24 protein-coding genes are annotated in these 24,821 nt (G+C 71.8%); 13 read left to right on the top strand and 11 right to left on the bottom strand.

Going from position 1 to position 24,821, the window contains the following annotated elements; genetic code table 11:
- The first annotated feature begins 11 nt into the window (after positions 1–11).
- From QMG73_RS10845 to QMG73_RS10835, 3 genes are all read left to right on the top strand, one after another.
- Complete coding sequence (locus tag QMG73_RS10845; RefSeq protein ID WP_281894176.1) at positions 12–956, top strand: ABC transporter substrate-binding protein; 945 nt, start codon at positions 12–14, stop codon at positions 954–956.
- Positions 957–1,118: 162 nt separating this feature from the next.
- Positions 1,119–2,042, top strand: a complete 924-nt coding sequence (locus QMG73_RS10840; protein WP_281894174.1) for an ABC transporter ATP-binding protein — start codon at positions 1,119–1,121, stop codon at positions 2,040–2,042.
- 1 nt (position 2,043) lies between these two features.
- Entirely contained in the window at positions 2,044–2,856 is an 813-nt protein-coding gene (locus QMG73_RS10835) for an ABC transporter permease subunit (protein ID WP_281894172.1), read from the top strand.
- A 195-nt stretch (positions 2,857–3,051) separates the two neighbouring features.
- Here the strand turns inward: QMG73_RS10835 and QMG73_RS10830 are convergent, their stop codons facing one another.
- Together QMG73_RS10830 and QMG73_RS10825 are read right to left on the bottom strand one after the other, a co-directional pair.
- Positions 3,052–4,014 (bottom strand): glutamate ABC transporter substrate-binding protein, encoded by a 963-nt coding sequence (locus QMG73_RS10830; protein WP_281894170.1) that lies wholly within the window; start codon positions 4,012–4,014, stop codon positions 3,052–3,054.
- A gap of 24 nt (positions 4,015–4,038) precedes the next feature.
- Positions 4,039–4,680, bottom strand: a complete 642-nt coding sequence (locus QMG73_RS10825) for a sigma-70 family RNA polymerase sigma factor (protein WP_281894167.1) — start codon at positions 4,678–4,680, stop codon at positions 4,039–4,041.
- A 125-nt stretch (positions 4,681–4,805) separates the two neighbouring features.
- Here QMG73_RS10825 and QMG73_RS10820 point away from each other — a divergent pair, with 125 nt between their 5' ends.
- Complete coding sequence (locus tag QMG73_RS10820) at positions 4,806–7,142, top strand: ATP-binding protein (RefSeq protein ID WP_281894165.1); 2,337 nt, start codon at positions 4,806–4,808, stop codon at positions 7,140–7,142.
- 13 nt (positions 7,143–7,155) lie between these two features.
- Here QMG73_RS10820 and QMG73_RS10815 read toward each other — a convergent pair whose 3' ends face one another.
- Together QMG73_RS10815 and QMG73_RS10810 are read right to left on the bottom strand one after the other, a co-directional pair.
- On the bottom strand, positions 7,156–7,386 hold the full coding sequence (locus QMG73_RS10815; RefSeq protein WP_281894164.1) for a hypothetical protein: 231 nt from the start codon (positions 7,384–7,386) through the stop codon (positions 7,156–7,158).
- 87 nt (positions 7,387–7,473) lie between these two features.
- On the bottom strand, positions 7,474–8,013 hold the full coding sequence (locus QMG73_RS10810; protein WP_281894162.1) for a DUF4232 domain-containing protein: 540 nt from the start codon (positions 8,011–8,013) through the stop codon (positions 7,474–7,476).
- A gap of 69 nt (positions 8,014–8,082) precedes the next feature.
- On the opposite strand from QMG73_RS10810, the gene QMG73_RS10805 reads away from it, so the two are divergent.
- Genes QMG73_RS10805 through QMG73_RS10790 form a run of 4 tightly spaced genes read left to right on the top strand, consistent with a single transcriptional unit; the run spans position 8,083 to position 12,408 of the window.
- Positions 8,083–8,406: a PadR family transcriptional regulator gene (locus QMG73_RS10805; RefSeq protein ID WP_281894159.1), complete on the top strand. Its 324-nt coding sequence runs from the start codon at positions 8,083–8,085 to the stop codon at positions 8,404–8,406.
- Positions 8,391–9,410, top strand: coding sequence for a hypothetical protein (locus tag QMG73_RS10800; protein WP_281894157.1), 1,020 nt, complete (start codon positions 8,391–8,393; stop codon positions 9,408–9,410). The genes QMG73_RS10805 and QMG73_RS10800 overlap by 16 nt, the downstream gene beginning before the upstream one ends.
- 18 nt (positions 9,411–9,428) lie before the next feature.
- The gene (locus tag QMG73_RS10795; RefSeq protein ID WP_281894155.1) at positions 9,429–10,034 is read left to right on the top strand and encodes a flavodoxin family protein; all 606 of its coding nucleotides are present in this window, start codon (positions 9,429–9,431) and stop codon (positions 10,032–10,034) included.
- Between the two features lie 37 nt (positions 10,035–10,071).
- A complete protein-coding gene (locus QMG73_RS10790) occupies positions 10,072–12,408 on the top strand; it encodes a hypothetical protein (protein ID WP_281894153.1) in 2,337 nt (778 codons plus the stop codon).
- Here QMG73_RS10790 and QMG73_RS10785 read toward each other — a convergent pair.
- Genes QMG73_RS10785 through QMG73_RS10770 form a run of 4 tightly spaced genes read right to left on the bottom strand, consistent with a single transcriptional unit; the run spans position 12,344 to position 18,809 of the window.
- Positions 12,344–13,279 carry a hypothetical protein gene (locus QMG73_RS10785; protein ID WP_281894150.1) on the bottom strand — a complete coding sequence of 312 codons (936 nt, stop codon included), beginning with the start codon at positions 13,277–13,279 and terminating at the stop codon, positions 12,344–12,346. The genes QMG73_RS10790 and QMG73_RS10785 overlap by 65 nt on opposite strands.
- Positions 13,276–13,602, bottom strand: a complete 327-nt coding sequence (locus QMG73_RS10780) for a PadR family transcriptional regulator (protein ID WP_407676778.1) — start codon at positions 13,600–13,602, stop codon at positions 13,276–13,278. Before QMG73_RS10780 ends, QMG73_RS10785 begins: the two co-directional genes overlap by 4 nt.
- Before the next feature lie 36 nt (positions 13,603–13,638).
- Entirely contained in the window at positions 13,639–14,982 is a 1,344-nt protein-coding gene (locus tag QMG73_RS10775) for a M1 family metallopeptidase (RefSeq protein WP_309299452.1), read from the bottom strand.
- Positions 14,961–18,809, bottom strand: a complete 3,849-nt coding sequence (locus QMG73_RS10770; protein WP_407676777.1) for a Pls/PosA family non-ribosomal peptide synthetase — start codon at positions 18,807–18,809, stop codon at positions 14,961–14,963. The genes QMG73_RS10775 and QMG73_RS10770 overlap by 22 nt, the downstream gene beginning before the upstream one ends.
- A gap of 161 nt (positions 18,810–18,970) precedes the next feature.
- On the opposite strand from QMG73_RS10770, the gene QMG73_RS10765 reads away from it, so the two are divergent.
- Positions 18,971–19,516: a PadR family transcriptional regulator gene (locus QMG73_RS10765; protein WP_281894142.1), complete on the top strand. Its 546-nt coding sequence runs from the start codon at positions 18,971–18,973 to the stop codon at positions 19,514–19,516.
- Here QMG73_RS10765 and QMG73_RS46590 read toward each other — a convergent pair.
- Both QMG73_RS46590 and QMG73_RS10760 read right to left on the bottom strand, forming a co-directional pair.
- Positions 19,506–19,613: an MFS transporter small subunit gene (locus QMG73_RS46590; protein ID WP_456107249.1), complete on the bottom strand. Its 108-nt coding sequence runs from the start codon at positions 19,611–19,613 to the stop codon at positions 19,506–19,508. The genes QMG73_RS10765 and QMG73_RS46590 overlap by 11 nt on opposite strands.
- Positions 19,610–21,004 (bottom strand): OFA family MFS transporter, encoded by a 1,395-nt coding sequence (locus QMG73_RS10760; protein WP_309299455.1) that lies wholly within the window; start codon positions 21,002–21,004, stop codon positions 19,610–19,612. The genes QMG73_RS46590 and QMG73_RS10760 overlap by 4 nt, the downstream gene beginning before the upstream one ends.
- Before the next feature lie 195 nt (positions 21,005–21,199).
- On the opposite strand from QMG73_RS10760, the gene QMG73_RS46230 reads away from it, so the two are divergent.
- On the top strand, positions 21,200–22,186 hold the full coding sequence (locus tag QMG73_RS46230; RefSeq protein WP_309299451.1) for an RICIN domain-containing protein: 987 nt from the start codon (positions 21,200–21,202) through the stop codon (positions 22,184–22,186).
- Here the strand turns inward: QMG73_RS46230 and QMG73_RS10750 are convergent.
- Positions 22,183–22,668, bottom strand: coding sequence for an HAD domain-containing protein (locus tag QMG73_RS10750; RefSeq protein ID WP_281894132.1), 486 nt, complete (start codon positions 22,666–22,668; stop codon positions 22,183–22,185). The two genes, QMG73_RS46230 and QMG73_RS10750, sit on opposite strands and share 4 nt — an antisense overlap.
- A gap of 61 nt (positions 22,669–22,729) precedes the next feature.
- On the opposite strand from QMG73_RS10750, the gene QMG73_RS10745 reads away from it, so the two are divergent.
- Genes QMG73_RS10745 through QMG73_RS10735 form a run of 3 tightly spaced genes read left to right on the top strand, consistent with a single transcriptional unit; the run spans position 22,730 to position 24,821 of the window.
- Positions 22,730–23,110, top strand: coding sequence for a DNA-binding protein (locus QMG73_RS10745; protein ID WP_281894130.1), 381 nt, complete (start codon positions 22,730–22,732; stop codon positions 23,108–23,110).
- A complete protein-coding gene (locus QMG73_RS10740; protein ID WP_281894129.1) occupies positions 23,107–24,252 on the top strand; it encodes a PEP/pyruvate-binding domain-containing protein in 1,146 nt (381 codons plus the stop codon). The genes QMG73_RS10745 and QMG73_RS10740 overlap by 4 nt, the downstream gene beginning before the upstream one ends.
- Positions 24,249–24,821, top strand: a complete 573-nt coding sequence (locus tag QMG73_RS10735) for a transcriptional regulator (protein ID WP_281894128.1) — start codon at positions 24,249–24,251, stop codon at positions 24,819–24,821. The genes QMG73_RS10740 and QMG73_RS10735 overlap by 4 nt, the downstream gene beginning before the upstream one ends.

Here is a 24,821-nt window from a genome sequence, read left to right as displayed (position 1 = left end):
AAGGACATCTGATGCGTGCTCTACGTACCGCGGCGGTTGCCGTGGTAGCACTTGCGATCGGCGTGACCGGCTGCTCCAGCGATCCCGCGCCGGGCACGCAGAGCGAGGGCGCCGAGACCAGGACGATCACCCACGCGATGGGCACCACCGACGTACCGGCCAACCCGCAGCGCGTCGTCGTGCTCGACACCGACAAGGTCGACACCGCGCTCTCGCTCGGTATCGTGCCGGTGGGCGCCGCCCGCGCGACCGAAGCCGACGGCTGGCCCACGTATCTCGGCGACAAGGTGTCGTCGATGAAGGAGGTCGGAGTCCTCGCCGAGCCGGACCTGGAGGCGATCGCCGCGCTGAAGCCGGACCTGATTCTCGGCAGCAAGTTCCGCCAGGAGAAGTTCTACGACGAGCTGAAGGCGATCGCGCCGACCGTCTTCACCGAGCGGGTCGGCATCACCTGGAAGGAGAACTTCCTGCTCGACGGCGTGGCGCTCGGCAAGGAGCAGCAGGCGAAGGATTTGCTCGCCGGGTACGAGAAGCGGGCCAAGGAGGTCGGCACCAAGATCGGTAACCCCGCCGAGCGGAAGATCTCGATCGTGCGGTTCATGCCCGCCGAGATCCGCGTGTACGGGCCGGAGTCGTTCTCCGGGATCGTCGTCGGCGACGTCGGGTTGGGCCGCACCGAGCGGCAGTTGCTGGCCAACAAGGACGACAAGCGGTTCGACAAGCTCAGCCCGGAGCGGATCTCCGAAGTGGACGGTGATGTCATCTTCTTCTGCGCGTACGGTCAGAAGGCCGAGGCGCAGCAGGCCACGGTGACCGCCGGCAACCTGTGGCGCGGCCTGTCCGCGGTGAAGGCGGGCAAGGCGTACCCGGTGACCGACGAGACGTGGATGACCGGCATCGGGGTGACCGCCGCCGGCAAGATCCTCGACGACCTGGAGAAGCACCTGACCGCCTGATCAGCCCTCCGGGTGTCCCCTGAGAGCCCAGTGGTACCGCGGTACCACTGGGCTCGGGAAGTGCCTCCGCCGGTACCACGATCGGCCGGCCGGATCTTCATAGCGTGGTGTGCACGGGATCCCGCATGGGCGGGGTCCACGGCAACGAAGGGATACCACGCCATGATCGAGGTACGGCAGTTGACGAAGCGGTACGGGCCGAAGACAGCGGTCGACGGGCTCGATTTCACCGCCCTGCCGGGACAGGTCACGGGCTTCCTGGGCCCGAACGGGGCCGGCAAGTCCACCACGATGCGGATGATCATCGGGCTGGACCGGCCGACGTCCGGTACGGCCACCGTCAACGGCCGCCGGTACGCCGAGCACAGCGCGCCCTTGCAGGAGATCGGCGCGCTGCTGGAGGCGCGCGCCGTACATCCCGGCCGCACGGCGTACAACCACCTGCTGGGCCTGGCGCGGACGCACGGGATACCGCGCACGCGAATCGACGAGGTCATCGACATGGCCGGACTGGGCGCGGTGGCCGGCAAGCGGGTCGGCGGGTTCTCCCTGGGCATGGGGCAACGCCTCGGTATCGCGTCGGCGCTGCTGGGCGATCCGGGCGTGGTCATGCTCGACGAGCCGGTCAACGGCCTCGACCCCGAAGGCGTGCTGTGGGTGCGCAACCTGCTGGCCGGCCTCGCCGCCGAGGGGCGCACGGTGATGCTGTCCTCGCACCTGATGAGCGAGACCTCGCTGATCGCCGACCATCTGGTCATCGTCGGCCGCGGCCGCTTGCTGGCCGATACCAGCGTCGAGGCGCTGATCCAGCAGAACGACGCCGGTGTGCGGGTCGCCAGCGACGAGGCGGACCGGCTCCGGGCACTCCTGGCCGGGCCGAAGGTGACCGTCTCCTCGACCACCGCGGAGGAGCTGACGGTGACCGGCCTGTCCGCCCGCGAGATCGGCGAGATCGCCAACAAGCACGACGTACCGCTGTACGAATTGAGCGCTCAGTCGGTCTCCCTCGAAGAGGCGTTCATGGAACTGACCCGCGACTCCATCGAGTACGCCGCCACCGCCCCGTCGTCCGGAAAGGCCCGCTGACATGACCACCATGACGATCACCCGCCCCCGGTACCGGCTCACCGCCAAGGGCGTCCTGCGGGCCGAGTGGACCAAGTTCTGGTCGCTGCGCTCCAGCTGGATCACGCTCGCGGTGTCGCTGCTGCTGCTGATCGCGTTCGGCGTGATCGCGGCACTGACCTATGATCCCGCGGGAGGCTTCGGTGACGGCCCACCGGGCCAATCGGCGGCCTCCGACGCGATCAGCATCGTGCTCACCGGTGTCACGTTCGCCTCGCTGGCCATCGGCGTGCTCGGGGTCCTGATGTCGGCGGGGGAGTACACCACCGGCTCGATCCGCTCGACCCTGGCCGCGGTGCCCTCACGGCTGCCGGTGCTGTGGTCCAAGAGCCTCGTGTTCGGGGTCATCGCCCTGGTCGCCACCGGCGTCGGCGCGCTCGCCGCGTTCGCGTTGGGCAACCCGCTGCTCGACAGCAGCCTCGCGCTGGGCATCGGCGACAGCGGCGTACTGCGTAGCCTGCTCGGCGCCGGCCTCTACCTCGGCCTGGTCGGCGTGCTCGGCGTGGCCCTCGGCGCGCTGCTGCGTTCCAGCGCGGGCGCCATCACCCTCCTGGCCGGCGTCCTGCTCATCGTGCCCGGGCTGACCTCGCTGCTGCCCGACTCGTGGTCCGACACCATCAGCCCGTACCTGCCCAGCAACGCCGGCAGCGCGGTGATGACCCTGACCCAGACCGGCGACTCGCTCGGCCCCTGGGCCGGACTGGCCGTCTTCGCCGGCTGGGTCGCTCTGGCGCTCGCCGGTGCGGCGTACCGGATGATGAGGACCGACGCCTGAGCCGCCCGTGGCGGCGTGTCGCCACGCCTGGCATGTCGCCACGCCTGGCATGTCGATCAAGGGCGTTTGCACGTGGTTGGATCTCTTTTCCGCGTGTTTTTGCCCTTGATCGATGCGATTGCCCTTGATCGACGTGAGGGCGGGGCTGCTCTCGGACCGTCGCCGCATCGCGGCGGCGGACCGGCGCCGTCCAGGTCAGGGGCGGTAGCGGGCGGGGGGTGGTGCGGGTGTCGGGCCCAGGTTCGACAGCCAGCGCCGGTAGGCGGCCTGCCAGGTGCCGTCGCGGCGCAGGCGCTCCAGCACCGAGTTGACGAACCGGACGAGGTCGGTCGCGGCGGGTGCGACGGCGACGCCGTACGGCTGCCGCTTGATCGGCGGGCCGACCACGACGGTGGTGGGGTCCTGCGCGGCCAGGCCGGCCAGCAGGATGTCGGAGGTCGACACCGCCGCGACCTGGCGTTGTTGCAGCAGGATCAGGCAGTCGATCACCTCGACCGCGGAGACCGGGATCACGCCGGGATGGGCGGCGATGTTGCTGATCGACGTGCTGCCGGCGGCGGCGCACACCTTCGCCCCGGTCAGGTCGGCCATGCTGGCGACGGGGGAGCCGAGCGGCACGAGCAGCCGCTGCGCGGCGCTGAAGTACTCGGTCGAGAACGCGACCTGCTGCCAGTCCCGGCACGTCATGGTCATCGTGCGCATCACCAGGTCGACCCGGCCGCTGGCCAGGCTGGGGACCCGGTCGGCGGCACCGAGCGCCACGAACTGCACCCGATCCGGGCTGCCGAGCAGGTCACGGGCGATCTCCCGGACCAGGTCGATCTCGAAGCCGGCCAGCTGGCCGGTGGCGGGATCGCGGAACCCCACCTGGTACGCGTTCTGGCTGACGCCGGCGATCAGCCGGCCACGCTTGCGGATCTTGGCGATGGTCCGGCCGCCGAGATCGGTGGGTCGCAGGCTCGCGCGGGGATCGCAGGACCCGCCGGCCTCCGCCGCGACAGGCCGCGCCGGATCTTCGACGCCGCCCGGACGCGGGGCGCCGGTCGCCACAGCCACCTCGCGCAGCGCCGAACCCTCGGCCGCACAACCGGCAAGAGCGACAAACGCGGCGATCAGCACTCCCGCGCCCAGGCGACGCGCAGCCAGCGACGACATCATCAGCCGATACCGTACTGGGAGGTGTCAATCACTTAGATGCTGGTCGAGTACCCCACGCAGGCCCCGCAGCGCGAAGTACAGCCGCGACTTGACCGTCTCCACCGGGACGCCCCGCTCAGCCGCCGCGGCTTCGAGAGAGACCCCGCGATAGACCAGCTCGACGAGCAGCTCACGATCCGCTGCCGGCAGGTCGTTCATCATCCCGACGATCCCGCTGGCCGGTACCGGTGAGCCCGACTCGGCGGTGCGCACCTCCTGGAGCAGCGGGTATGGCCGGTCGTCGCGGCCAGCCGGCGCGTACCGTTCACCGTCGCGCAGCACCTTGCGGGCGGCCAGTACCAGCCAGGGCCGCACCGCGGATGGCCGGCGGGGGTACTGCCGGGGATCCTGCGCCAGCCGGTAGAGCGTTTCCTTGAGTATCGAGTCAGCGGCGGCCTCGTCACCGTCGGTGAGCTTCAACACGTACGCCCGCAGGCCCGTGGTGTGCGGCTCGACCAGCCGTTGGAAGGTCTCCGCGGCACGCTCCGCACTGGCCTGGGCGTCGGCTGTGGTGGGTGTCGGCATGAACAGGTCGGCGTGCCGTGGAAGCCGCGGGCCTGCGGCTTTGCCCCGGTCGTCCGGGCCTGGCGAGCCGGGCGCCGTGCCATCGGCGGCGTGGCGGCCCATGCCGGGTACCCCTCTCGTTCCGATCGTTCTCTGTGGACTCCAATCCTTGATCACCGGGCCCGGAACGGACACGGGGAAAGTACCTGGATTCCTACCCGGACCGCCTGACCCACTACCGTGCCTCTATGGCTACCGCCACGACCACGCGCGGCTCCCTCGGCAACCTGCCGGCCGAGGTGACGAGCTTCGTCGGCCGCCGCCACGAGGTGACCGGGGTCCGGCGGATGCTCTCCAACAGTCGGCTCGTCACGCTCACCGGCCCGGGCGGCGTCGGCAAGACCCGGCTGGCCCAGCGGGTCGGCGCCGAGCTGCGCCGCAGCTTCCCCGACGGGGTGTGGTTCGTCGGCCTCGCCGAGTTGCACGACCCCGGCCTGGTCGCGGTCACCATCGGTGAGACGCTCGGCATCCGTGAAGACGAGGTCAGCCCCGACGCGCGCGGCCTGGCGGCGTTCCTGGCCGACCAGCAGGCGCTGCTCATCCTGGACAACTGCGAGCACCTCGTCGACGCCTGCGCCGAGCTCGCCGAGACCCTCCTGCGGGCCTGCCCCGACCTGCGGCTACTGGTCACGAGCCGGCAGGCGTTGCGGCTCGACAGCGAGGCCAACCTGCCGGTGCGACCGCTGTCAGTGCCGGGTCCGGCCGCCGCGTGCACCGCCGCTGATCTGCACAAGTACGAGTCGGCGAGCCTGCTCGTCGAGCGCGCCTCGGCGGTGTGCCCGGACTTCAAGGTCACCGACGCGAACTGCGCCACGATCGTGCGGCTGTGCCAGGCGCTCGAAGGCATGCCGCTGGCGATCGAGCTGGCTGTGGCGCGGCTCAGGGTGCTCTCCCTCGACCAGATCCTCGACCGGCTGACCGACCGGTACCGGCTGCTGACCGACGGTGCCCGCAACGCGCCGCCCCGGCAGCAGACGCTGCGCGCCCTGATCGACTGGAGCTGGGACCTCTGCTCCGACGCCGAACGCGTGCTGTGGTCGCGGGTATCGGTCTTCTCCGGCGGCTTCGAGCTGGACGCCGCCGAAGCGGTCTGCGCCGACGACAAGCTGCCCGCCGACACGATCCTCGACCTGATCGCCTCTCTTGTGGACAAGTCAGTGCTGATCCGGGCCGGCAACGGCGTCGCGCGGTACCACATGCTCGACGTCACCCGGGAGTACGGCGCGCTCAAGCTGCTCGCCGCGCGGGAGCAGGAGGTCGTGGCGGGCCGCCACTGCCGCTGGTTCGCCGACCTGGCCGCGCACGCCGACCGGAACTGGGTCAGCCCGCAACAGGTGGCGGTCATGCGGCGGCTGCGGCACGAGCGCGCCAACCTGCGGGCGGCCCTGGAGTACGCGATAACGGCGGGCCCGCCCGAGACCGCGTTGCAGTTCGCGGCCGACCTGCAGAACCACTGGTTCATCCGGGGGTTCCTGTCCGAAGGGCGGCACTGGCTCGATCGCGCCCTGGCGATGGACGGCCCCCCACATTGGACACGGGTCAAGGCCCTGCGCGTCGCCGCCTGGATCGCCGGTATCCAGGGCGACGACCGGGCCGGCGCACTGCTGGCCGAAGCGGCCGCCCTCGCCGAGACGTTGCCGCCGTCGCCCGAACGCGCGTACCTGCCGCTGATCCAGGGCATCTTCCTGATGTGGCCGGGTGAGCACGCCGAGGCGTTGCCGAAGCTCGAACAGGCGCTGGCCGCGTTCCGCGCGATGAACAACCGCAACGGTGAAATGTGGACACTCATCGTGCTGGGCCTGAGCCGGGGTCTCGCCGAGCGGCCATCCAGCGGCTACCCGGACCTGAACACCGCCAGGGACCTGGGAGCGGCCAGCGGTGAGGCGTGGTGGCAGTCGTTCGCGCTGTGGGCGCTGAGCGTACTGCGCTGGCGAGAGGGCGACCACGCCGCGGCGACCGCGGCGGCCAAGGAGAGTCTGGTCATCCGCAAGGTCGTGGAAGACGAGCAGTTCACCGTCGGGCTCGCCATGGAGTCGCTCGCCTGGATCGCCGGCAGCGAACGGCGCGACCAGCGCTCCGCCGAGCTGCTCGGCGCCTCCAAACGGATGTGGCAGGGCATGCACACGTCCCTGGCCCCGTTCCGGACGCTCCAGGACTGGCACGACGAGGTCGTCGCCGAGGTGCGGTCGCGCCTGGGCGCGACCGCGTTCTCGGCTGCCATCCGGCGCGGCTCCGGCATGTCCGCCGCCGACGCGGTCGCGGCGGCGCTCGAACGCAAGCCAGCCACGCCGGCGCCCGGACAGCCGGCCGACCCGTCCGCCGACCACGGGCTCACGAGGCGCGAGCGCGAGGTCGCGGCGCTCATCGCCGAGGGCCTCACCAACCGCGAGATCGCGGCCCGGCTCGTGGTCGCGCAACGCACGGCCGAGGGACACGTGGAGAACATCCTGAGCAAGCTCGGCTTCACCTCCCGCACCCAGGTGGCCGGCTGGCTGGCGAACCAGCGCCCGGCACCGCGAGACTGACCGGCCGGTGCCGCTACTCGCGGCACCGGTGCGCGCGCAGCACCAGAGCCGGCGGCCGCTTCTCGCCATCCAGACACACCACGGCCCGAAGCCGGCGGCTGTAGGCGTACCGGTCGCGCGGCAACACCTCCACAATGGGTATCGGCTGCTTGTCGAAACAGCGATCCCTGCCGTTCTGCAGAGTGCCCCACACGATCCCGCCACCGCAGTACCGGCAGTCCGCTGGCCGAAGCGGTTGAATCATCTTCGTCGTTCCCTTTCCGCGCGCTGTCCAACATGGAGTGCTGGAGAGCAACGACGGTGAAGGGCTCCGAGTTACCAATGACACGCGTCAGGGGGTGGCGACCCAGGGGCTCGTGGCGATTTTGCCGGTGGTCCCAAGGTCGACGCCGCCGTCCGGGCTGAGCGTCTGGGTTGGCTGGCCCGTCGCCGGGGCCATTTCCAGGTACGTGCCGGTGGCCGCCGGCACGGTGGCCTCGGTGACGGTGTTGCGCCACACCACGACCGCCGACGCTTCCGTGCCCGGTGCCAGCGTCACGGGCTGCGGTGGGCCGTCGAAGCCCGTGATCGTCGAGATCTGGGCCGTACCCTGAAGGACGTCGATGTCGAGGGGCTTGCGGTCGGCGTCGAGCACCGTGAGCGTCGGGTAGCCGTTGGCGGTGTAGGGCTGGCTGCCGCAGTTGACCAGCTTGACGCGCATCGCCCGCAGTCCCGAGGCGGCCTCGACATCGCCGGTGCGGAGCGTTACCCCCGACGGCGGGCACGGCGCCGGGGGCGTCGGGTCCGGTTTGGGCCCCTCGGCGGTACAGGCCGCCAGCAGGGCCAGTGTGGCGGATGCCGCGACGAGACGGGCGACTGGTGTCGAGCGCATCCGACGATTGTGCAAGATCGACACAAGCGGCCTCTTGGCGGGTCAACTCTGAATATGTAGAGTTATGGCGTGACCAAGACTCGCCGCCCATCCGCACAGACCATCGCGGTCGTCCTCGCGCTGGCGGAGGAGCCCTCGCAGTGGCGGCACGGTTACGACTTGTGTAAGCAGCTCGATCTCAAGCCCGGCTCGCTGTACCCGATCCTTGTCCGCCTCGCGGACCGCGGCCTGCTCGAAACCTCCTGGGAGTCCGCCGCGCCGGGCGGCCGGCCGCCCCGCCACCTGTATCGGCTGACCGGCTCCGGTCGCGCGTTCGCGGCCGAGTTGGCGCACGCACAACCGCGACCAGCGACGCCACCGCGACAATCGGAGCCGAGATGGCAGGGAGCGTGAGCCGGCCCCAGCGCCGCTATGAGATCGCCGCGGCGGTGCCTGTCATCGTTGCCTTCGCCGCCCTGTACGCCTGGGCTGTCCCGACCGATGGCCAGAACGGGGCCGCGGACATGTTCTGGCTCGGGGTGCTGTTCCTGATCCCGACGTCCCTCTGGCTGATCACGTCGTCGCTGCTGGTCCAGCACTGGTGGCAGGGTGCCGGCGTCCGGATGTCCACGATGGACCCGCCGGGCCAGGTGCTCGCCGCGGCGGTCGCCACCCTGCCCGCGGCCCGGCGGCGCTGGGGGGAGGCCATGCTCGGCGAGCTGGAGCAGGTGCGGGAGCGGTCGGCGCGCTGGCGGTTCGCGCTCAGCTGTGCCCGGGCGGTGCTGTTGCTGCCGGTATCCAGGCGGTGGTCGGCTCCCGCGGCGACCGCCCTGGTGATCGGCGCCGTGGTGGCATGCGTGGGCGCGATCGCGACCTTCCTGACCCGGCATCCGGTCGTCACCGACGGACTCGTGCCCGGAAGCGCCGTCATACTCGCCGGTTGCCTCTGGTTGGCGGTGGCACCGCCTCCCGCGCTGGGGGGTGGCCGCCTGGCACCACACCTTGGCGTGGCCGCCGCCGTCGCGTTCACCCTCGGAGGACTGGGCTGCGCCTATGCCGGCTGGGAAGGGCTGCCCGCCCTGTGGGCGCTCTTCGGGCCGATGCTGACCTTCGCCGCTTCGGCGTGCGTCGCCGCGGCGGCGGAACGGTCGTTCCGGGCGGGCGTGCGGGCCGGTGTCTGGACCGTGATCGCGGTCGTGCCGCTCACCCTGGCCACGGGAGTGTTCGAGGCGTTGCGCCAGTACGCCGCCGATGGCGTGCCGACCTTCGCGGGCGACGTGACGTCCGCGGGGTTCAGCCTCGGCTTCACTCTCCTTGTTTCCGTCGCTGTCCCCATGATCGGCTTCCCGTTCGCGGTGTTCGGTGCCACCGTCGGGGCGACTCTCGGTGACAGGCAGGCGAGCGTGAATCCCGGCTGAGTGGGTATCCCACCCGCCATGCGGGCACTCATCATCAACTGCACGTTGAAGCCGTCTCCCGAGCCGTCCAACACCGAGGCGCTCGCCGGCGTCGTCGCCGAGGCTCTGAAGAAGGACGGGGTATCGGTGGACTGGGTGCGCGCGGTCGACCACGACATCAAGCCCGGCGTGCGCAGCGACGAGGGCCCCGGTGACGAGTGGCCGCCGATCCTCGAGAAGCTCCTCGCCAGCGAGATCCTGATCATTGCGACGCCGACCTGGGTGGGCCGGCCGTCCTCGGTCGCCCAGCGGGTCATCGAGCGGCTGGACGCGCTGATCTCGGAGACCGACGACGAAGGCCGGCCGGTCGCGTACAACCGGGTGGCCGGCGTGGTCAACACCGGCAACGAGGACGGTGCCCACCACGTGATCGGCGAGATCAACGGCGCGCTCGGCGACATCGGCTTCACCATTCCCGGGCAGGCGTGGACGTACTGGCATCTCGGGCCGGGTGCCGGCCCCGACTACCTCGACGACCAGCGCGGCCACGACTGGGCCGCCAAGACCGGCCGGGCCATGGCGCAGAACCTGGTCACGGTCGCCCGGGCGCTGGCGGCCACGCCGATGCGGCCACCACCCGATTAACGGGACATTCCGGACGAATGATCCATATCATCTGTCCGTGGAGCTGCGTTGCACCGTGAGCCATTCGACGCCCGAGAACCGGATGGATCTGATCATCCAAGTGGATCCCGGTGCGGCGGTCGGGCAGGTGCTCGACGCGCTGCCGGTACCGGTCGGTGATCAGCCGTGCTTCGCCGGCGATACGCGCCTCGATCCGGGCAAGACCGTCGCCGACAGCCCGCTGGTGCAGGGCTGCGTCATCCGCGTGGGCGAGCTGGGTGACCCGTCGGGGCTGCCCGATGGCGCGGTAGCGGCGTTGCGAGCCGTCGCCGGCCCGGACATGGGCGCGGTGACCTGGCTGCCGCCGGGCCAGCACGTCCTGGGGCGCGAGGAAGGGTGCCTGCCGAGGATGTCCGACCCCGACGTGGCCGAGCGGCACCTGGCGCTGGAGGTCGGCATCGACGGGACGGTCCGCGCGACGGAGCTGTCGACCGGTACACCCGTGCAGCTGGAGCCCGGGGCGATGGTGGAGGTGGGCGGCAGCCGCATCGAGCTGGTCGGCCGCCCCGAGGTGCCGCTGGACGCCGTTCGCGGCGAGGACGGGCGGCTGGTGTTCGAACGCCGGTCCGCGGCCGCCCCGACCGTGGAACCGGCCGAGGTGGCGCTGCCGGCGCCGGTCGCCGCGAACCCAGTACTCGGGTTGCTGACGCGGTCACGGCGCCGCCGGGATCTCCAAGCGGCCCGCGACGCTGCCACCCAGGAGATCGCGCGGCACGTGGCGCGCGAGGAACGGGCGCGCCGCGAGCTGGCGCCGGACGAGATCGACGTCGTCTTCGCCGCGTCCGGCGCCAGCGAGCGGCTGTGGTCGCGAGACCCGGCGGCGCCGCATGGGTTGACGCTGCGGATGGGGTCGACACAGAGCCCGGCGAGCCTGGCGTTGCGTGGCGAACCGTGGGAGGGCTTCGCACCGCCGGTGCTGCGCGGCGTACCGGCCACGGTCGACCTCCGCGAGGCCGGGGTGGTCGGATTGACCGGTCAGTCAGGCGAGGTCGCCGCCGCCGTGCGGTGGATGCTGGTGCAGTTGGCGACGCTGCGCAGCCCGGCGGACCTTCGGCTTGTCGTGCTGACGGCCTCGGACGGCGACGATCTGGCCTGGACGGCGTGGCTGCCACACGTGAGCGTGGACGCCGCCGGCGGCGGGCCCGCCTGCCGGGTGGGCAACACGCCCCGGAGCCGGGCGGACCGGTTGGCTGAGTTGGGCGAGCTGCTCGCCGCGCGCCGTGACGGGTCCGCCGGCGAGGCACACCTGCCCGAGATCGTGGTACTGCTCGACGGCGCCCCGGCGTTGCGGGACCTGCCGGGCGTGCCCGAGCTCCTCAGGGACGGGCCGTCGCTGGGGATGTACGCGATCTGTGCCGGCGACACCGCACCGAGCGACCGCGGCGTGTGCTGCGAGGTGGACGCCGGCCGGTTGCGCGTGAGCCGCGACGGTGCCGACGCGGTCACGGGCCGGGCGGACCTCCTGAGTCGAGAGCGGGCGGAAGGCATCGCCCGGTCGCTCGCGCCGATGCGGGAGGCGTTGGCTGACCACGCGGCGACGACCCCAACCAGTGCGATATCGGTGCGGCACGCCAGTTGGCTCGCGGCCGGCGAACCCCGTCCGCGGGTTTCTCCGGTGCTGCCGACCGTCGTGCGGCTGGACGACCTGCCCGCGGCGGTGCCGGGCCGCGGTGTCGCGGTCGGTGTCGGGGGACCCCGGGTGACCCCGTTTCGGCTCGACATGTTCGGTGCGGGACCACACGTGTTGCTGGTTTCCGGACCGGCCGGCAGTGGCCGCAGTACCGCCGCCGCGACGATCGCCCACGCGCTTCACCGATGTGGCGTGGCCGTACTCGCGCTGGCACCGGCCCGCTCGGCGCTGCCCGGCCTGCTGCCACCCGACCGGCTCGTCCGGGTACTGGTGGGCAGCGGCTTCGAGGACCGCGACCTTCGTGCCGTCGCCGCGCAGTTCGGGGAGCGCCCGTACGCGATGGTCGTCGACGACATCGACCGGCTGTCCATCAACGCGGCGGTGGAGTCCGGTACCGAACTCCCCACGCTGCCACACCAGATCGCCGATCCCGCCTGGCTCGGCCGGGCCGCGCTCGTGCTGTGCGGGGACGCCCTGCCTGTCCTGAATGGACAGCGGCCGTCCCTGCGCCAGCCCGTCATGGACGCCGTCACCACCGGTACCCGGATCCTGCTCGCGCCGTCCAGTGTGGCCATCGGGCGCGAGCACGGGTTCACGTTCGAGGCCGATCAGCTGTTCAGCGCGCCGCCCGGGCGCGGGTTCATCGGGATAGACCACCAGATGGAGCCGGTGCAATTGGCGATGCCGCCGGATCCAGCGCGGTAGACCGTGCCGCCGAACCGGCGATCACCGCGCCGAGGGCGAGGGCGGCTAAAACCAGGTACAGCAAGGCGTCCAGCTCGACGACGTCGCCGATGAGGAAGACCTGCATGGGGCTCAGGCCGAAGCCGCTGTCGGTGAGCGCGGTGAACAGCCAGACCGGAGCCGACAACGGGTGAGGACTCTCCTCCGCCATCGCGTTGTCACCCAGTACCGTTAGGATGACCGCGACGTCGGCCGCGAGTGTCGCGCCGAGAATGCCCACCGACCACGCCGCGCGGCGGCGGCCCGCGGCCGCGAGACGCGCGACGAAGATCAGCGCCGCGCCGAGCCCGAGGAAGAACACCGCGTACGAGGGGGCGTGCTGAGTGACCTTCTCCATGCCGACGACGGCCTGTGCCATCACACCGAACGCGAAGCCCGGCACCGTCACCGCGAGCACCAGCGGTACCGGCGCGGCCGCCACTGTCCACTTGCGCCCGAGCCGGGCCAGCAGCACCGCGGTGCACAGGGCAAACAGCGTCAGCACCGGAAGCTGCGGGTCTATCCCCAGTGGATCCTCGGGCGCGATCAGCCCGACGACCAGGTTCATCGCGATGAGGCAGGCGATGAGCAGCAGTACGGCCAGCACGGGCGCCACCAGTACGAGCCGAGCCACGCGTGCCGCGCCCGTGAGTGGTGCCGCCACCGGATCGGCCCGTCGCACGGGGCGGGCGACCGCGAGGCTCGCCGCGTAGCGCAGCATCCGCGCGTGACGCCGCTGCTCGGCGAGCACGTGCAGCTCGGCCGACCACTCCTGGTGCAGCTCTTCGCGCAGGTCGCCGGGCCAGCGCCGGGCGGCGGCGGCCAGCAGGACCCGGGCGATCCGCAGGCTCACCACGCCGGCCGCACAGCGGGTGCCGACTCGGGGCGGCTCGGGTCGGGCACCACAGTGGACGCCCGCATCTCGGCCAGGGCGTGCCGTGCCTGGGCCACGCCCTCGGGCGTGAGCCGGTAGTAGCGGCGGGCCGGCCGGCCCTGCGCGGTCGGGTCGACCTCTTCCCACCGGGTGGTGAGCCAGCCGGCCTCGACGAGCCGGCGCAGGATCGGGTACAGGGTGCCGCTGGCGAGAGCGGTGGCCTGCATCAGGTCGAGGCCGTAGCGGTCGGCCTCGGGATTGGCGAGTAGCGCGGCCAGTACACGCGCGGTCGGGACGGTCATCCTCACCGCCCGACTATATCGCTGATCTACATAGGGTCAAGTCAGGGGTGGATCCGGCAGGGGAGCGGCGTAGAGCCAGGCGTCGAACAGGTTCGTCAGCGGCCGGCCCGCGTGCCGTTCGGCGAGCGCGATGAAGGCCCGCGTGGTCACGGTGCCGTGGTGGTTTTCGGCGACCCAGGCGCGCAGGAGGCGGAAGAACCGCTCGTCGCCCACGGCGCGACGCAACGCGTGCAGGGTCAGCGCGCCGCGCTTGTAGAGCCGCTCGTCGAACATCCGGTCCACGCCCGGATCGGCGACCCGCAGGTCCATGGGACGGAGCACCAGCCGCGTGTGCCACAGCCGGGCGAGCGCGTTCACGGACCCGCCACCCGAGGCTTCCGACCAGAGCCACTCCGCGTACGTGGCGAACCCCTCGTTGAGCCAGATGTGCTGCCAGTCGGCGACCGTCAGGCTGTTGCCGAACCACTGGTGGGCGAGCTCGTGCGCCACCAGCCGCTCGTGGGTCCGCCGCCCGTCCACATGGTTGGCGCCGAAGATGGACATGCCCTGCGCCTCGATCGGGTCGTCCAGGTCGTCGTCGGTGACGACGACGGCGTACTCGCCGAACGGGTACGGCCCGAAAAACCGTTGCAGCGCCCGCATCATCTCGCCCTGGCGCCCGAAGTCGTGCGCGAACTGCCGCCGCAGCCGCCCCGGCACCGCCGCCCGCTGCACCGGCCAGCGGGCGGAGAGGTCGATCCGCTCGTACCGTCCTATCTGGACACTGACCAGGTAGGCGGGCGTCGGCTCGGGAAGGTCGTAGACCCAGGCCGTCGTGCTCGCGCCCCGCCGGCGAGCCGTCAGCTTTCCGGTCGCGATCACCGTGTACGGCGTCGCCGCCGTCACCGCGATCCGATAACTCGCCTTGTCGGCCGGGTGGTCGTTGCACGGAAACCAGGACGGCGCGCCCACCGGCTGGCTGGCGACGAGGACGCCGTCGGTCAGCTCGTCCCACCCGAGGTCGCCCCAGCGCCCGGCGATCGGTCGGGGCCGCCCGGCGTACCGGACGTCGACCTGGAACACGGCGTCGACGGGTACCGGACTCGCCGGTCGCACGTGCAGCTTGTGGCCCGCGTGGGTGAACCTCGCGGCCGCGCCATCGACGAGCACCTGCTTGACCTGCAACCCGGCCAGGTCGAGGCTGAACCGCGACAGCCCCTGGGTGGCCACCGCCGTGATCGTCGCCCGGCCGGTGAGGCGGTTCGTGGCGATCCGGTAGTCCAGGTCGAGGTCGTAGTGGCGGGTCCGGTAACCGCCGTTGCCGTGTTCCGGCAGGTACGAGTCGGCGGAATGCTCCGCACCGGGTTGCGCGGTCTCGGTCATTCCCGGTGGCTCGGCCACGCCGCGATCGGGTTGCCGAGCCAGCGCGAGTCGGCCGGCACCGTGTCGCCGCGGGTCACCAGCGAGCCGGGCCCGACCGTGGTCCGCGCGCCGATCGTCGCGCCGGGCAGCACGATCCCGTGCGGGCCCAGCGTGGCGCCCGCCGCCAACGTCACCTCGTCCATACTCATGATCCGATCATGGAACAGGTGTGTCTGCACGACGCAGCCCCGGTTGACCGTCGCCCCGTCACCGAGACGGATGAGGTCGAACTCCGGCAGCCAGTACGTCTCCAGCCACACCCCGCGGCCGATCTTCGCGCCCATCGTACGCAACCAGCCGGTGAGCACGGGAGTGCCGGTGGCGGTGGGCACGAGCCACGGCACCGCGAGGACCTCGACGAAGGTGTCGGCGAGCTCGTTGCGCCACACGAACGAGTCCCACAGTGGACGATCGCCGGCCCGGAACCGCCCCACCAGCAGCCACTTCATCGCGGTGGCGGTGGCGGCGGCCAGGACGCCGGCGCCCAGCAGCACGACACCCGACAGCGCACCGGCGGCCACCGGCCCGAACGCGTTCCAGAGCGCCGCGAGGGCGGCCAGCACCAGTACCGCCAGCGCGCCGCCGCACGCCACCGGAACCAGGCGGAACAGCTCGACCACGGCGCGGGCCGCCTTCAGCCGGGCCGGCGGGGCGTAGGTGCGGCTGCTGTCCGCCTCCTCCGGCGACCGGCGCAGCGGCATCGGTGGCATGCCGAGCCACGACGAGCCCTTCTTGGCCTTGCGCGGCGCCGACGACAGCACCCCGACCAGGCCCCGCTTCGGCACGGAGTGTCCCGGCGCGGCCATCCCGGAGTTACCGAGGAACGCCTGCTTTCCGATCCGGGTGGGCGCCACGTGCAGCCAGCCGTTTCGCAGCTCGTACGTGGCGACCATCGTGTCGTCGGCGAGGAACGCGCCGTCGGCGACGGTGGTCATCTTGGGCAGCGCGAGCACGGTGGACGCCTCCACGCCCCGGCCCACCTTCGCGCCGAGCAGCCGCAGCCACGCCGGGGTCAGCACGCTGGCGTACAGCGGGAAGAGCCCGACGCGGGCCATGCCCATCAGGCGTTCGGTCGCCCACACCTGCCACGCGACCCGGCTGTGCACCGGGTGGTAGCCCTCGCGCAGTCCGACGCTCAGCGCGCGGACCGCGGCCAGCACCAGCACCGCGTAGGTGGCGACGTACATCAGTGCGGCGACCGGCATGGCGAGCAGCGCCGCCGTGGCCGCGCCGCCGAGCGTGCCGGCGCCGGAGGCCGCGCGCGCCAGGACCGCAATCCCCGGCAGGGCGGCCACGGCGGGCAGCATGCCGAGCAGCAGCGAGGTCACGCCGTACGCCGTGGCCCACACCCGGGACCGGTCCGGCCGCTCCGCCGGCCAGGTGTGACCGCTCTTGCCGGCCCGGGTGGCCGGTGCGCCGACCCATCGCTGGCCCGCCGGCACCGTCCCGCGTACCGTCGAGCCGGCGCCGACCTCCGCGCTCTTGCCGACCCGCACGCCCGGCAACAGCGTGCTGCGCGCGCCGATCCGCGCGTCCGCGCCGACCCGAATCTGTCCGATGTGGACGACATCGCCGTCGACCCAGTACCCGCTCAGGTCGACCTCTGGTTCGACGGCCGCGCCCCGGCCCAGCTTCAGCAGCCCGGTGACCGGCGGTGCCGAGTGCAGGTCGACGTCGCGGCCGACCTCGGCGCCGAGCGCCCGGGCGTACCGGGTCATCCACGACGCGCCCGCGACACTTGTCGCACCGCTCAGGTCGGCCAGCCGTTCCGCGGTCCACAGTCGCAAGTGGACCGATCCGCCACGCGGGTAGCGCCCCGGGCGCACGCCGCGCAGCAGCAGCCGTGCCCCGCCCGCCGAGATGGCGATCCGTCCGACGGGGCTGAACAGCAGGAACCAGCCGAGCGCGATCCACCACCACGAGGCGGCCGGCGCCCACGACGCGCCGAGGAGCTTGGCGGCCAGGGCGAGGACGGTCAGCCAGCGCAGCCCGACGATCGTCAGCAGCGGCACCATGAGCAGCGTCTGGATGGCGCCCGCGCGCCGTGGCGTGGGAGCGACCTCCCGCCTCGTCGTGGTGCTCGCGCCGAGCCCGTCGAGTACCGCCGCGAGGTCAGCCAGGCGCGGGTGCTGGTACAGGTCGCCGACCGATACCTGGGGGTGGCGGGTGCGGATCCAGGCGATCAGCTGCGCCGCGGCGAGGCTGCTGCCGCCGTTGCGGAAGAAGTCGGCGCCCGCCTCGGTGACCCGTACGCCGAGGATCTCCGCCCAGCCCTCGGCGAGCCACGCCTCGGTCTCCGACAGCGCCGTCGCGCGGGTGTCCACTGTGGGCAGCGGCCAGGGCAGCGCCGCCCGGTCCACCTTTCCGGACGTGCGCGTCGGCAGCGTCTCGACGACGGCGAGCAGCGGCACCAGGGCGGCGGGCAGGTGTTCGCGCAGCCGCTGGGCCGCCGCGTCGGCGTCGAACTCCGCGCCCGAAGGGACGGTCACGTATCCGACCAGGACCTGGTTGCCGGCCTTGGTGCGCCGCACCGCCGCGGCCGCGCCGGCCACGTCGGGCAGCGCCTGGAGCGCGGCGTCGACCTCGCCCAGCTCGATCCGGCGGCCGCCGAGCTTGATCTGCTCGTCGTTGCGGCCGATGAAGACGAGCCCTTCCGGCTCGGCGCGCACTATGTCACCGCTGCGGTAGGCGCGCTCCCAGCCGAGCGAGGGCAGCGGCGCGAACCGCTCCGCGTCTTTGGCCGCGTCGAGGTAGCGGGCCAGGCCCACACCGCCGATCACCAGCTCACCGGTGTCACCCATCGGCACCGGCTCGCCGTACTGGTCGACGACCGCGAGCCGCCACCCCGCCAGCGGCAGCCCGATGCGTACCGGTCCCTCGCCGGTGAGCTGGGCGGCGCACGCCACCACGGTCGCCTCCGTCGGGCCGTACGTGTTCCAGACCTCGCGACCCGGCACGGCCAGGCGCTCGGCGAGCTCGGGCGGGCACGCCTCGCCCCCGAAGATCAGCAGCCGTACGCCGTCGAGCGCCTCCGCGGGCCACAGCGCGGCGAGCGTCGGCACCGTCGACACCACGGTGATGCTCCGGTCAGCCAGCCACGGGCCGAGGTCGACGCCGCTGCGTACCAGGGAACGCGCGGCCGGCACCAGGCACGCGCCGTGCCGCCAGGCCAGCCACATCTCCTCGCAGGAGGCGTCGAACGCCACCGACAGCCCGGCCAGTACGCGGTCGTCCGGCCCGATCGGCTCGCCGGTCAGGAACAGCTCCGCCTCGGCGTCGACGAACGCGGCCGCCGACGCGTGGCTCACCGCGACGCCCTTCGGCTTGCCGGTCGAGCCGGAGGTGAAGATGATCCAGGCGTCGTCGTCGAGCCCCGGCCGTCCCGGTGCCGACGAGCCCGGCGGGGCCAGCGACGTCATCGCCAGCCCGTCGCCGAGGGCCGCGCACACGCCCGCCTCCGCGAACACCAGCTCCGCCCGCTCGTCCGGGTCGTCGGCGTCCACCGGCACGTACGCCGCGCCGGCGGCGAGGATCCCCAGGATCGCGACGTACAGGTCAGCGGTGCCCGAGGAGATCCGGATGCCGACCCGGTCGCCCGCGCCGATCCCGGCCGCGGCCAGCTTCTGCCGGACGGTGTCGACCTCGGCGGCCAGCCGGCGATAGTCGTACACCCGGGTGCCGTCGTCGATCGCCGGGGCGTCCGGGTGCCGTGCGACCGTGTCGTCCAGAATGTCCAGGAGAGTCCGGCTGGCCGGTGCGGTGTCGGACCGGAAGACGGCAGGAGCGGTCGGCAGGACGGGCGTCAGGGTCACAGCGCACCTCTCTGGGCACGCACCGAGCGCGCGGCCAGCCGTCCACGCTATCGCAGCTCAACGGCGCGTATCGCCCGTATGTCACCTTCGTGTCCCCCACCACAGCCCCGACGCGTGTCACGTACCTGACACAATGACATGTCAAGGAGGTATGGATGACCGCTCGGCCGCTGAACGCGACCGCCGCCTCGCTGCTCGGCTTCCTGCACGAGGAGCCGATGTCGGGCTGGGACCTCGTCGCGACCGCCCAGTCCCGCATCGGCGACTTCTGGTCGCTCACGCAGAGCCAGGTGTACCGCGAGCTCGCCGCCATGGCAGCCGACGGGCTCGTCGAGGCGCAGGAACGCGGCCGGCGCGACCGGCGCCCGTACGCCATCACCGACGCCGGCCGGGAGGCGTTCGCCGAATGGGTCGCGCGGGAACCCGACCCGGAGACGATCCGGTTCCCGCTGCTGCTGACGGTCATGTTCGGCCGGCACGTCCCCGCCGAACGGCTGGCCGCGATCGTGGCCAAACACCGGCAGACGCACGCCGACCGCCTGGCCACGTACGAGCGGATGGACGCGGCGCTGCCACCCGGGGCCGCCGAGGCGGAACCGTACGCGATAGCCACGCTGCGATTCGGTATCGCCTACGAGCGCGCGATGCTGGGCTGGTTCGACGCTCTCCCACCCACAATCGCGGGGCCGGTCAGTTCGTGAAGAGTTTCGCGGCGGTGATGATGGTCTGGGTCACGCCGTATCCGAGCAGAATCGCGACCAGCAGCCACGACACCCAGAGCCGGGTCTGTTGACTCATCGCGCGGCGCTCCCTTCGACGGCGACCTCATCGGCTGTTTCGTGGAAGCGCTCCGGCACCGGCCTGATCAGCAGGTTGGCGACGAATCCGATGGCCAGTACGCCGACCATGGTGAAAAGCGCGGGCTGGTACGCCGATGAGGTGAGCGTGCCGGGTTTGCCCTGCGCGTCGAGGAACCCGTTGATGATGAGCGGTCCCGCGATGCCGGCCGCTGACCAGGCGGTCAGGAGGCGCCCGTGGATGGCGCCCACCTGGTACGTGCCGAACAGGTCACGAAGGTACGCCGGTATCGTCGCGAAGCCGCCGCCGTAGAAGGACAGGATCAGCCCGGCCAGCAGGACGAAGAGCGCGGTCGCGGCGTGCCCGAAGGAGGCGAGCAGCGCGTACAGCACCATGCCCACGCCCAGGTATACCACGTACATCGGCTTGCGCCCGATGATGTCCGATGTGGACGACCACACGAATCGGCCAGCCATGTTGAACAGCGACAGTAACCCGACGAAGCCGGCCGCGGCCGCCACCGCGACGCTCGACACGCCGTCTTCCCGGAAGAAGTCCTGGATCATCGGGCTGGCCTGTTCGAGGATGCCGATGCCGGCGGTCACGTTGCAGAACAACACTATCCACAGTAGCCAGAACGAGCGGGTGCGGATCGCGTTGGACGCGGCGACCTGTGCGGTGGTGACAAGTGGCCGGCTCGCGACCGTGGCGAGGTCGAAGCCGGCGGGGGACCAGCCCGGCGGTGGTACCCGGACGTTGACGACACCGAACATCATGATGACGAAGTACCCGATGCCCAGCGTGACGAAGAGCGCGACCAGCGCCCCGCCCGACGCCACCGAGCTGGCGTTGCCCGAGTCGTAGCCGGAGTCGTAGAACGACAGCAGTTGGCGCGACAGCGGGCTGGCGACCATTGCGCCGCCGCCGAATCCCATGATGGCGAGCCCGGTGGCGAGACCTGGCCGGTCGGGGAACCATTTGATCAATGTGGACACCGGTGAGATGTACCCGATGCCGAGCCCGATGCCGCCCAGCACGCCGTATCCCAGGTAGACCAGCCACAGCTGCTCCGTCGCGATGCCCACCGCGCTGACCAGGAAGCCGGTCGCCCAGAAGCACGCGGACACGAACATCGCCTTGCGCGGCCCGTTCGCCTCGACCCAGGTGCCGCCGACCGCGGCGGACAGGCCAAGCATCACGATGGCGATGCTGAAGATGATGCCGATCGCCGTCTGGCTGGTGTCGAAGTGCGCGATGAACGAGTTCTTGTAGACGCTCGTGGCGTACGCCTGCCCGATGCAGAGGTGCACCGACAGGGCGGCGGGCGGGATCAGCCACCGGCTGTACCCGGGTGGCGCGACGGTGTGCCGGTGGTCGAGTGCTGACAGGATCGACAAGGGTGCACCTCCCTGTGTTGCCCGCAACCTAGTGCCCGCGCCCGGGGTGCGCAGCAAATGGTCGCTACCAGGCGCCGGGTGGCCGTTCGGATGAGCCGAGCGGTACGATCGGACGACCCCTTGCATCCAAAGATCTGAATGTGTACTTTCTCCGGAAAGCGGTTCCCCCTGGCAACGAGGAGTCCGAGCATGCCGAACCTCCGCCTCCTCGCCGCCGTCACCACCGCGGCTCTGGCCTGCTCCCTTCTCGCCGTCGCCGCCCCCGCCTCGGCCGCGGTCGGCGCGATCCGCGGCGCCCCGTCCGGTCGCTGCGTCGACGTGCCCAGCGCGAGCAAGACCAACGGCACGCAGGTGAAGCTGTACGACTGCAACGGCGGCAGCAACCAGCAGTGGAACCTCACCTCCGCCCGGCAACTGCGGGCGTACGCGGGCACCAAGTGCCTCGACGCCTACAACAACGGCACGACGGCCGGCACCCAGGTGGTCATCTGGGACTGCACGGGCGGCACCAACCAGGTGTGGAACGTCAACAGCAACGGCACCATCACCAGCGCGCTGTCGGGGCTCTGCCTCGACGCCAGCGGCGGCGGCACCGCCAACGGCACCGCGATCGTCCTGTGGACCTGCAACGGCGGCGCGAACCAGCGGTGGAACAGCACCACCGGCGGCCCCGGCTGCCCGGCGTCCGGCGGCATCACGTACACGCTGCACCGGGCCTCGGCGCCGTCCGCCGACCAGCTCGACTCGTACAACCGCATCACCGACGCCATGAACCTGGCCCTGACCGTGTACAACTGCTACCTGGGTGTCAGCAAGGCGTTGAACATCTACTACGAGCCCAGCGTGCCGACCGCCGACGGCAACTTCAACGGCACCATCCGCTTCGGCGCCAAGTCGACCATGCAGCAGGCCACCGCCATGCACGAGATCGCGCACACCCTCGGCGTCGGCACCCACGGCAACTGGGCCTCGCGCGTCTCCGGCGGCCGGTGGACCGGCACCAACGCGATCAACCAGCTCCGCACGCTCGACAACAACTCCGCCGCGATCCTCTACGCCGACGGTGCGCACTTCTGGCCGCACGGCCTCAATCAGGCCAGCGAGGCAACGTCCGCCGACGAGTACATCCGCAACGTCAAGATGGTCGCCGCCCTCCGCCAGGACATGGGCATCTAAAGGTCCTGGGTCAGCCAGTGGGTCAGGTGGGCGAGGTGATCGGGGGTCATGCCGTGGTCGGTCGCGGGGCTGATCAGTAGGGCGTCGAGGCCGCGATCGGCCAGCTCCTCGGTGTAGCGCGGGGCTCGGTCGGCCAGGTCGTCGTCGACCCAGGCGAGCCGGGTGATCTCGGGGTGGCGCGCGAGCCACGCGTTCAGCGCCGACCACTTCGGCCATCCGTCGCCGGGCTCCGGCTCGATCTGCTCCCACTCGGGGCCGGGAAACGGCGGTCGCATCGCGCGCCGCGTCCGCGGCAGCCAGCTGGTGAGCCAGACCGGCGTCACATCGGGCGACCCCGCCAGGTCGGCCAGCGCGGCGCACAGCGGCAGCGGCACGTGTACCGGCCGAAGCGCGACCCCCACCTCGATGGTCGCGCCGAACGGGCTGAACCCCGACGCCGGGCACAGGACGCCGTCGACGTCGAGGACGAGGGCGGTGGGCACGGGCCGACCGTATATCAACAGGTTGTTGACAAACAAGTTGTTGAAGTGGACGCTGGGCGGCATGAGTAGGGGGTCAGGAGACGAGGCCGCCGCCGATGTCGAGCGGCAGGCGCGGCGACGCTTGATGGACCGCGGGGGCGAGGATCTGCCCCGCCTTCCGTGGCTGATCGACGGCCAGCCACACGACGCCGTCACGCTGATCCGCCAAGCGCTGTGGCGCGCCAACACCGATCGCGACTCCCTCCAGCTACCGGAAGACCTGCTGGCGGCGGTCGCGTTGCTGGCCGCCGCGCGCGGCGAGCTGGACCAGATGGAGGCGGGCCTGCTGTTCGTCGCCCGGGCGGAGGGGCTGACGTGGGCGCAGATCGCCGAGGCGCTGGGGCTGCGCACCGCGCAGGCGGCGCAGCAGCGGCACGAGCGCGTGGTGGCCCGGCTGCCGTGAGCGTCGTACCGCTGGCGGACGCGGACCGCTCCTGCGGCCGGAAGGCCTCCGCGCTCGCCGTCCTGATGCGGGCCGGCGTCCCCGTGCCGGACGGGTTCGTCGTCACCGACCCGGCCACCGATCCGGACCTCGTCGCGGCACACCTGCGGCGCCTGCGCGCGCGGGCGGTCGCGGTGCGATCGTCAGCCGTAGCGGAAGATACCGAGACGGCGTCGTTCGCGGGACAGCTCGCGACGGTACTGGGCGCCCGAGGTCTCGACGAGGTGCTGGCCGCCATCCGGAGCTGCGCCGCCTCGACGGGTGCCCAGCGGGCCCGGTCGTACCGCACGCACCTGGACCTCGACGGCGAGGCCAGCGCACCCGTGATCGTGCAGGAGCTGATCGAGGCCGACCACGCGGGAGCGCTGTTCACCCGCGACCCCCGCGGCGGCGCCGATCGGCTCGTGATCAACGCGTCCTGGGGCCTCGGGGAGTCCGTCGTCTCCGGTCTGGTCACGCCCGACGAGCTCATCGTGACCCCGCCGGCCGACACCGTCCAGATGACCGTCGGCACCAAGCAGACCCGGCTCGACCTCGGCGACGGCGGCCTGGTCCGCACCGCCGTACCGGAGCCGGAGCGTGCGCGCGGCTGCCTGACCCCCGGCCAGACCGCCGAACTCGTCGCACTCGGCCGGCGCTGCGAGGACCTCTTCGGCGAGCCTCAGGACGTCGAGTGGGCGATCCGCGACGGTCGCGTGTGGATAGTCCAATCGCGACCCATCACCACCCTCACCACTCCTGCCGGCCAGCCCGCACCGGCTGCTGGCCCGGCACTTGTCACGGGCGTGCCCAGCAGCCCCGGCCGGGCGAGCGGACCGGCGCGCCTGGTGCGTACGGTCGACGACTTCGCCCGCGTCCAGCGCGGCGACGTACTCGTGTGCCGGACGACCGACCCGGCCTGGACACCGTTGTTCCGGGTCGCCGCCGGCGTCGTCACCGAGACCGGCGGGATCCTCAGCCACGCCGCGATCGTCGCCCGGGAGTACCGGATCCCCGCAGTCGTCGGGGCGACCGGCGCGATGACCCGCGTACCGGACGGCGAACACGTCACCATCGACGGCACGCTCGGCACCGTCGCCCATCTCGAAAGGCACCCCCGATGACCCACCCGTCGCCCACCGAACTGCTGGTGCTCCACGCGGTGCGGCTCAAGGGCCACGCCGACTCCGCCGCCGTCGCGGCCCGGTTCGGCCTCGATGCCCATGACACGCACGAGTACCTGCTCGACGCGCAGGCACACGGCTGGGTCGCCAAAGCCTCCTTCGCCGACCTGACCGGGTGGTCACTGACCGGCACCGGCCGCCAGCGCAACGAGTCCCAGCTCCGCGACGAGCTCGACGGCATCGACGCCCGCGGCACGGTCGACGCCGTGCACGAAGACTTCCTGCCCTTCAACGCCCAGGCGTCCCGCCTCTTCACCGCGGCCCAGCTCGGCAGCGCCGGCGACATCCACGGCCAGCTCGCGGACATCGCCGACGCGCTTCGCGACCTGGAACGGCGCCTGACCGCGCGGCTGACGCGGTTTTCTGGTTACCACGACCGGTTCGCCATCGCGCTGGCCAAGTCGATCGACGATCCGGCGTGGCTAACCGCTATCGAGGTCGACTCGTGCCACCGGGTCTGGTTCGAACTCCACGAGGACCTCATCGCGACCCTCAACCTCTCCCGATAG

Source organism: Phytohabitans aurantiacus (assembly GCF_027923225.1).
GTDB lineage: Bacteria > Actinomycetota > Actinomycetes > Mycobacteriales > Micromonosporaceae > Phytohabitans > Phytohabitans aurantiacus.
This window is presented reverse-complemented; position numbering and strand designations above follow the sequence as displayed.

What these genes read in the sequence shown, in the direction of transcription:
- QMG73_RS10845 (WP_281894176.1), top strand. Translation starts at nt 12, where the DNA reads ATGCGTGCTCTACGTACCGCGGCGGTTGCCGTGGTAGCACTTGCGATC.
- QMG73_RS10840 (WP_281894174.1), top strand. Translation starts at nt 1,119, where the DNA reads ATGATCGAGGTACGGCAGTTGACGAAGCGGTACGGGCCGAAGACAGCG.
- QMG73_RS10835 (WP_281894172.1), top strand. Translation starts at nt 2,044, where the DNA reads ATGACCACCATGACGATCACCCGCCCCCGGTACCGGCTCACCGCCAAG.
- QMG73_RS10830 (WP_281894170.1), bottom strand. Translation starts at nt 4,014, where the DNA reads ATGATGTCGTCGCTGGCTGCGCGTCGCCTGGGCGCGGGAGTGCTGATC.
- QMG73_RS10825 (WP_281894167.1), bottom strand. Translation starts at nt 4,680, where the DNA reads ATGGGCCGCCACGCCGCCGATGGCACGGCGCCCGGCTCGCCAGGCCCG.
- QMG73_RS10820 (WP_281894165.1), top strand. Translation starts at nt 4,806, where the DNA reads ATGGCTACCGCCACGACCACGCGCGGCTCCCTCGGCAACCTGCCGGCC.
- QMG73_RS10815 (WP_281894164.1), bottom strand. Translation starts at nt 7,386, where the DNA reads ATGATTCAACCGCTTCGGCCAGCGGACTGCCGGTACTGCGGTGGCGGG.
- QMG73_RS10810 (WP_281894162.1), bottom strand. Translation starts at nt 8,013, where the DNA reads ATGCGCTCGACACCAGTCGCCCGTCTCGTCGCGGCATCCGCCACACTG.
- QMG73_RS10800 (WP_281894157.1), top strand. Translation starts at nt 8,391, where the DNA reads ATGGCAGGGAGCGTGAGCCGGCCCCAGCGCCGCTATGAGATCGCCGCG.
- QMG73_RS10795 (WP_281894155.1), top strand. Translation starts at nt 9,429, where the DNA reads ATGCGGGCACTCATCATCAACTGCACGTTGAAGCCGTCTCCCGAGCCG.
- QMG73_RS10780 (WP_407676778.1), bottom strand. Translation starts at nt 13,602, where the DNA reads ATGACCGTCCCGACCGCGCGTGTACTGGCCGCGCTACTCGCCAATCCC.
- QMG73_RS10765 (WP_281894142.1), top strand. Translation starts at nt 18,971, where the DNA reads ATGACCGCTCGGCCGCTGAACGCGACCGCCGCCTCGCTGCTCGGCTTC.
- QMG73_RS46590 (WP_456107249.1), bottom strand. Translation starts at nt 19,613, where the DNA reads ATGAGTCAACAGACCCGGCTCTGGGTGTCGTGGCTGCTGGTCGCGATT.
- QMG73_RS46230 (WP_309299451.1), top strand. Translation starts at nt 21,200, where the DNA reads ATGCCGAACCTCCGCCTCCTCGCCGCCGTCACCACCGCGGCTCTGGCC.
- QMG73_RS10745 (WP_281894130.1), top strand. Translation starts at nt 22,730, where the DNA reads ATGAGTAGGGGGTCAGGAGACGAGGCCGCCGCCGATGTCGAGCGGCAG.
- QMG73_RS10735 (WP_281894128.1), top strand. Translation starts at nt 24,249, where the DNA reads ATGACCCACCCGTCGCCCACCGAACTGCTGGTGCTCCACGCGGTGCGG.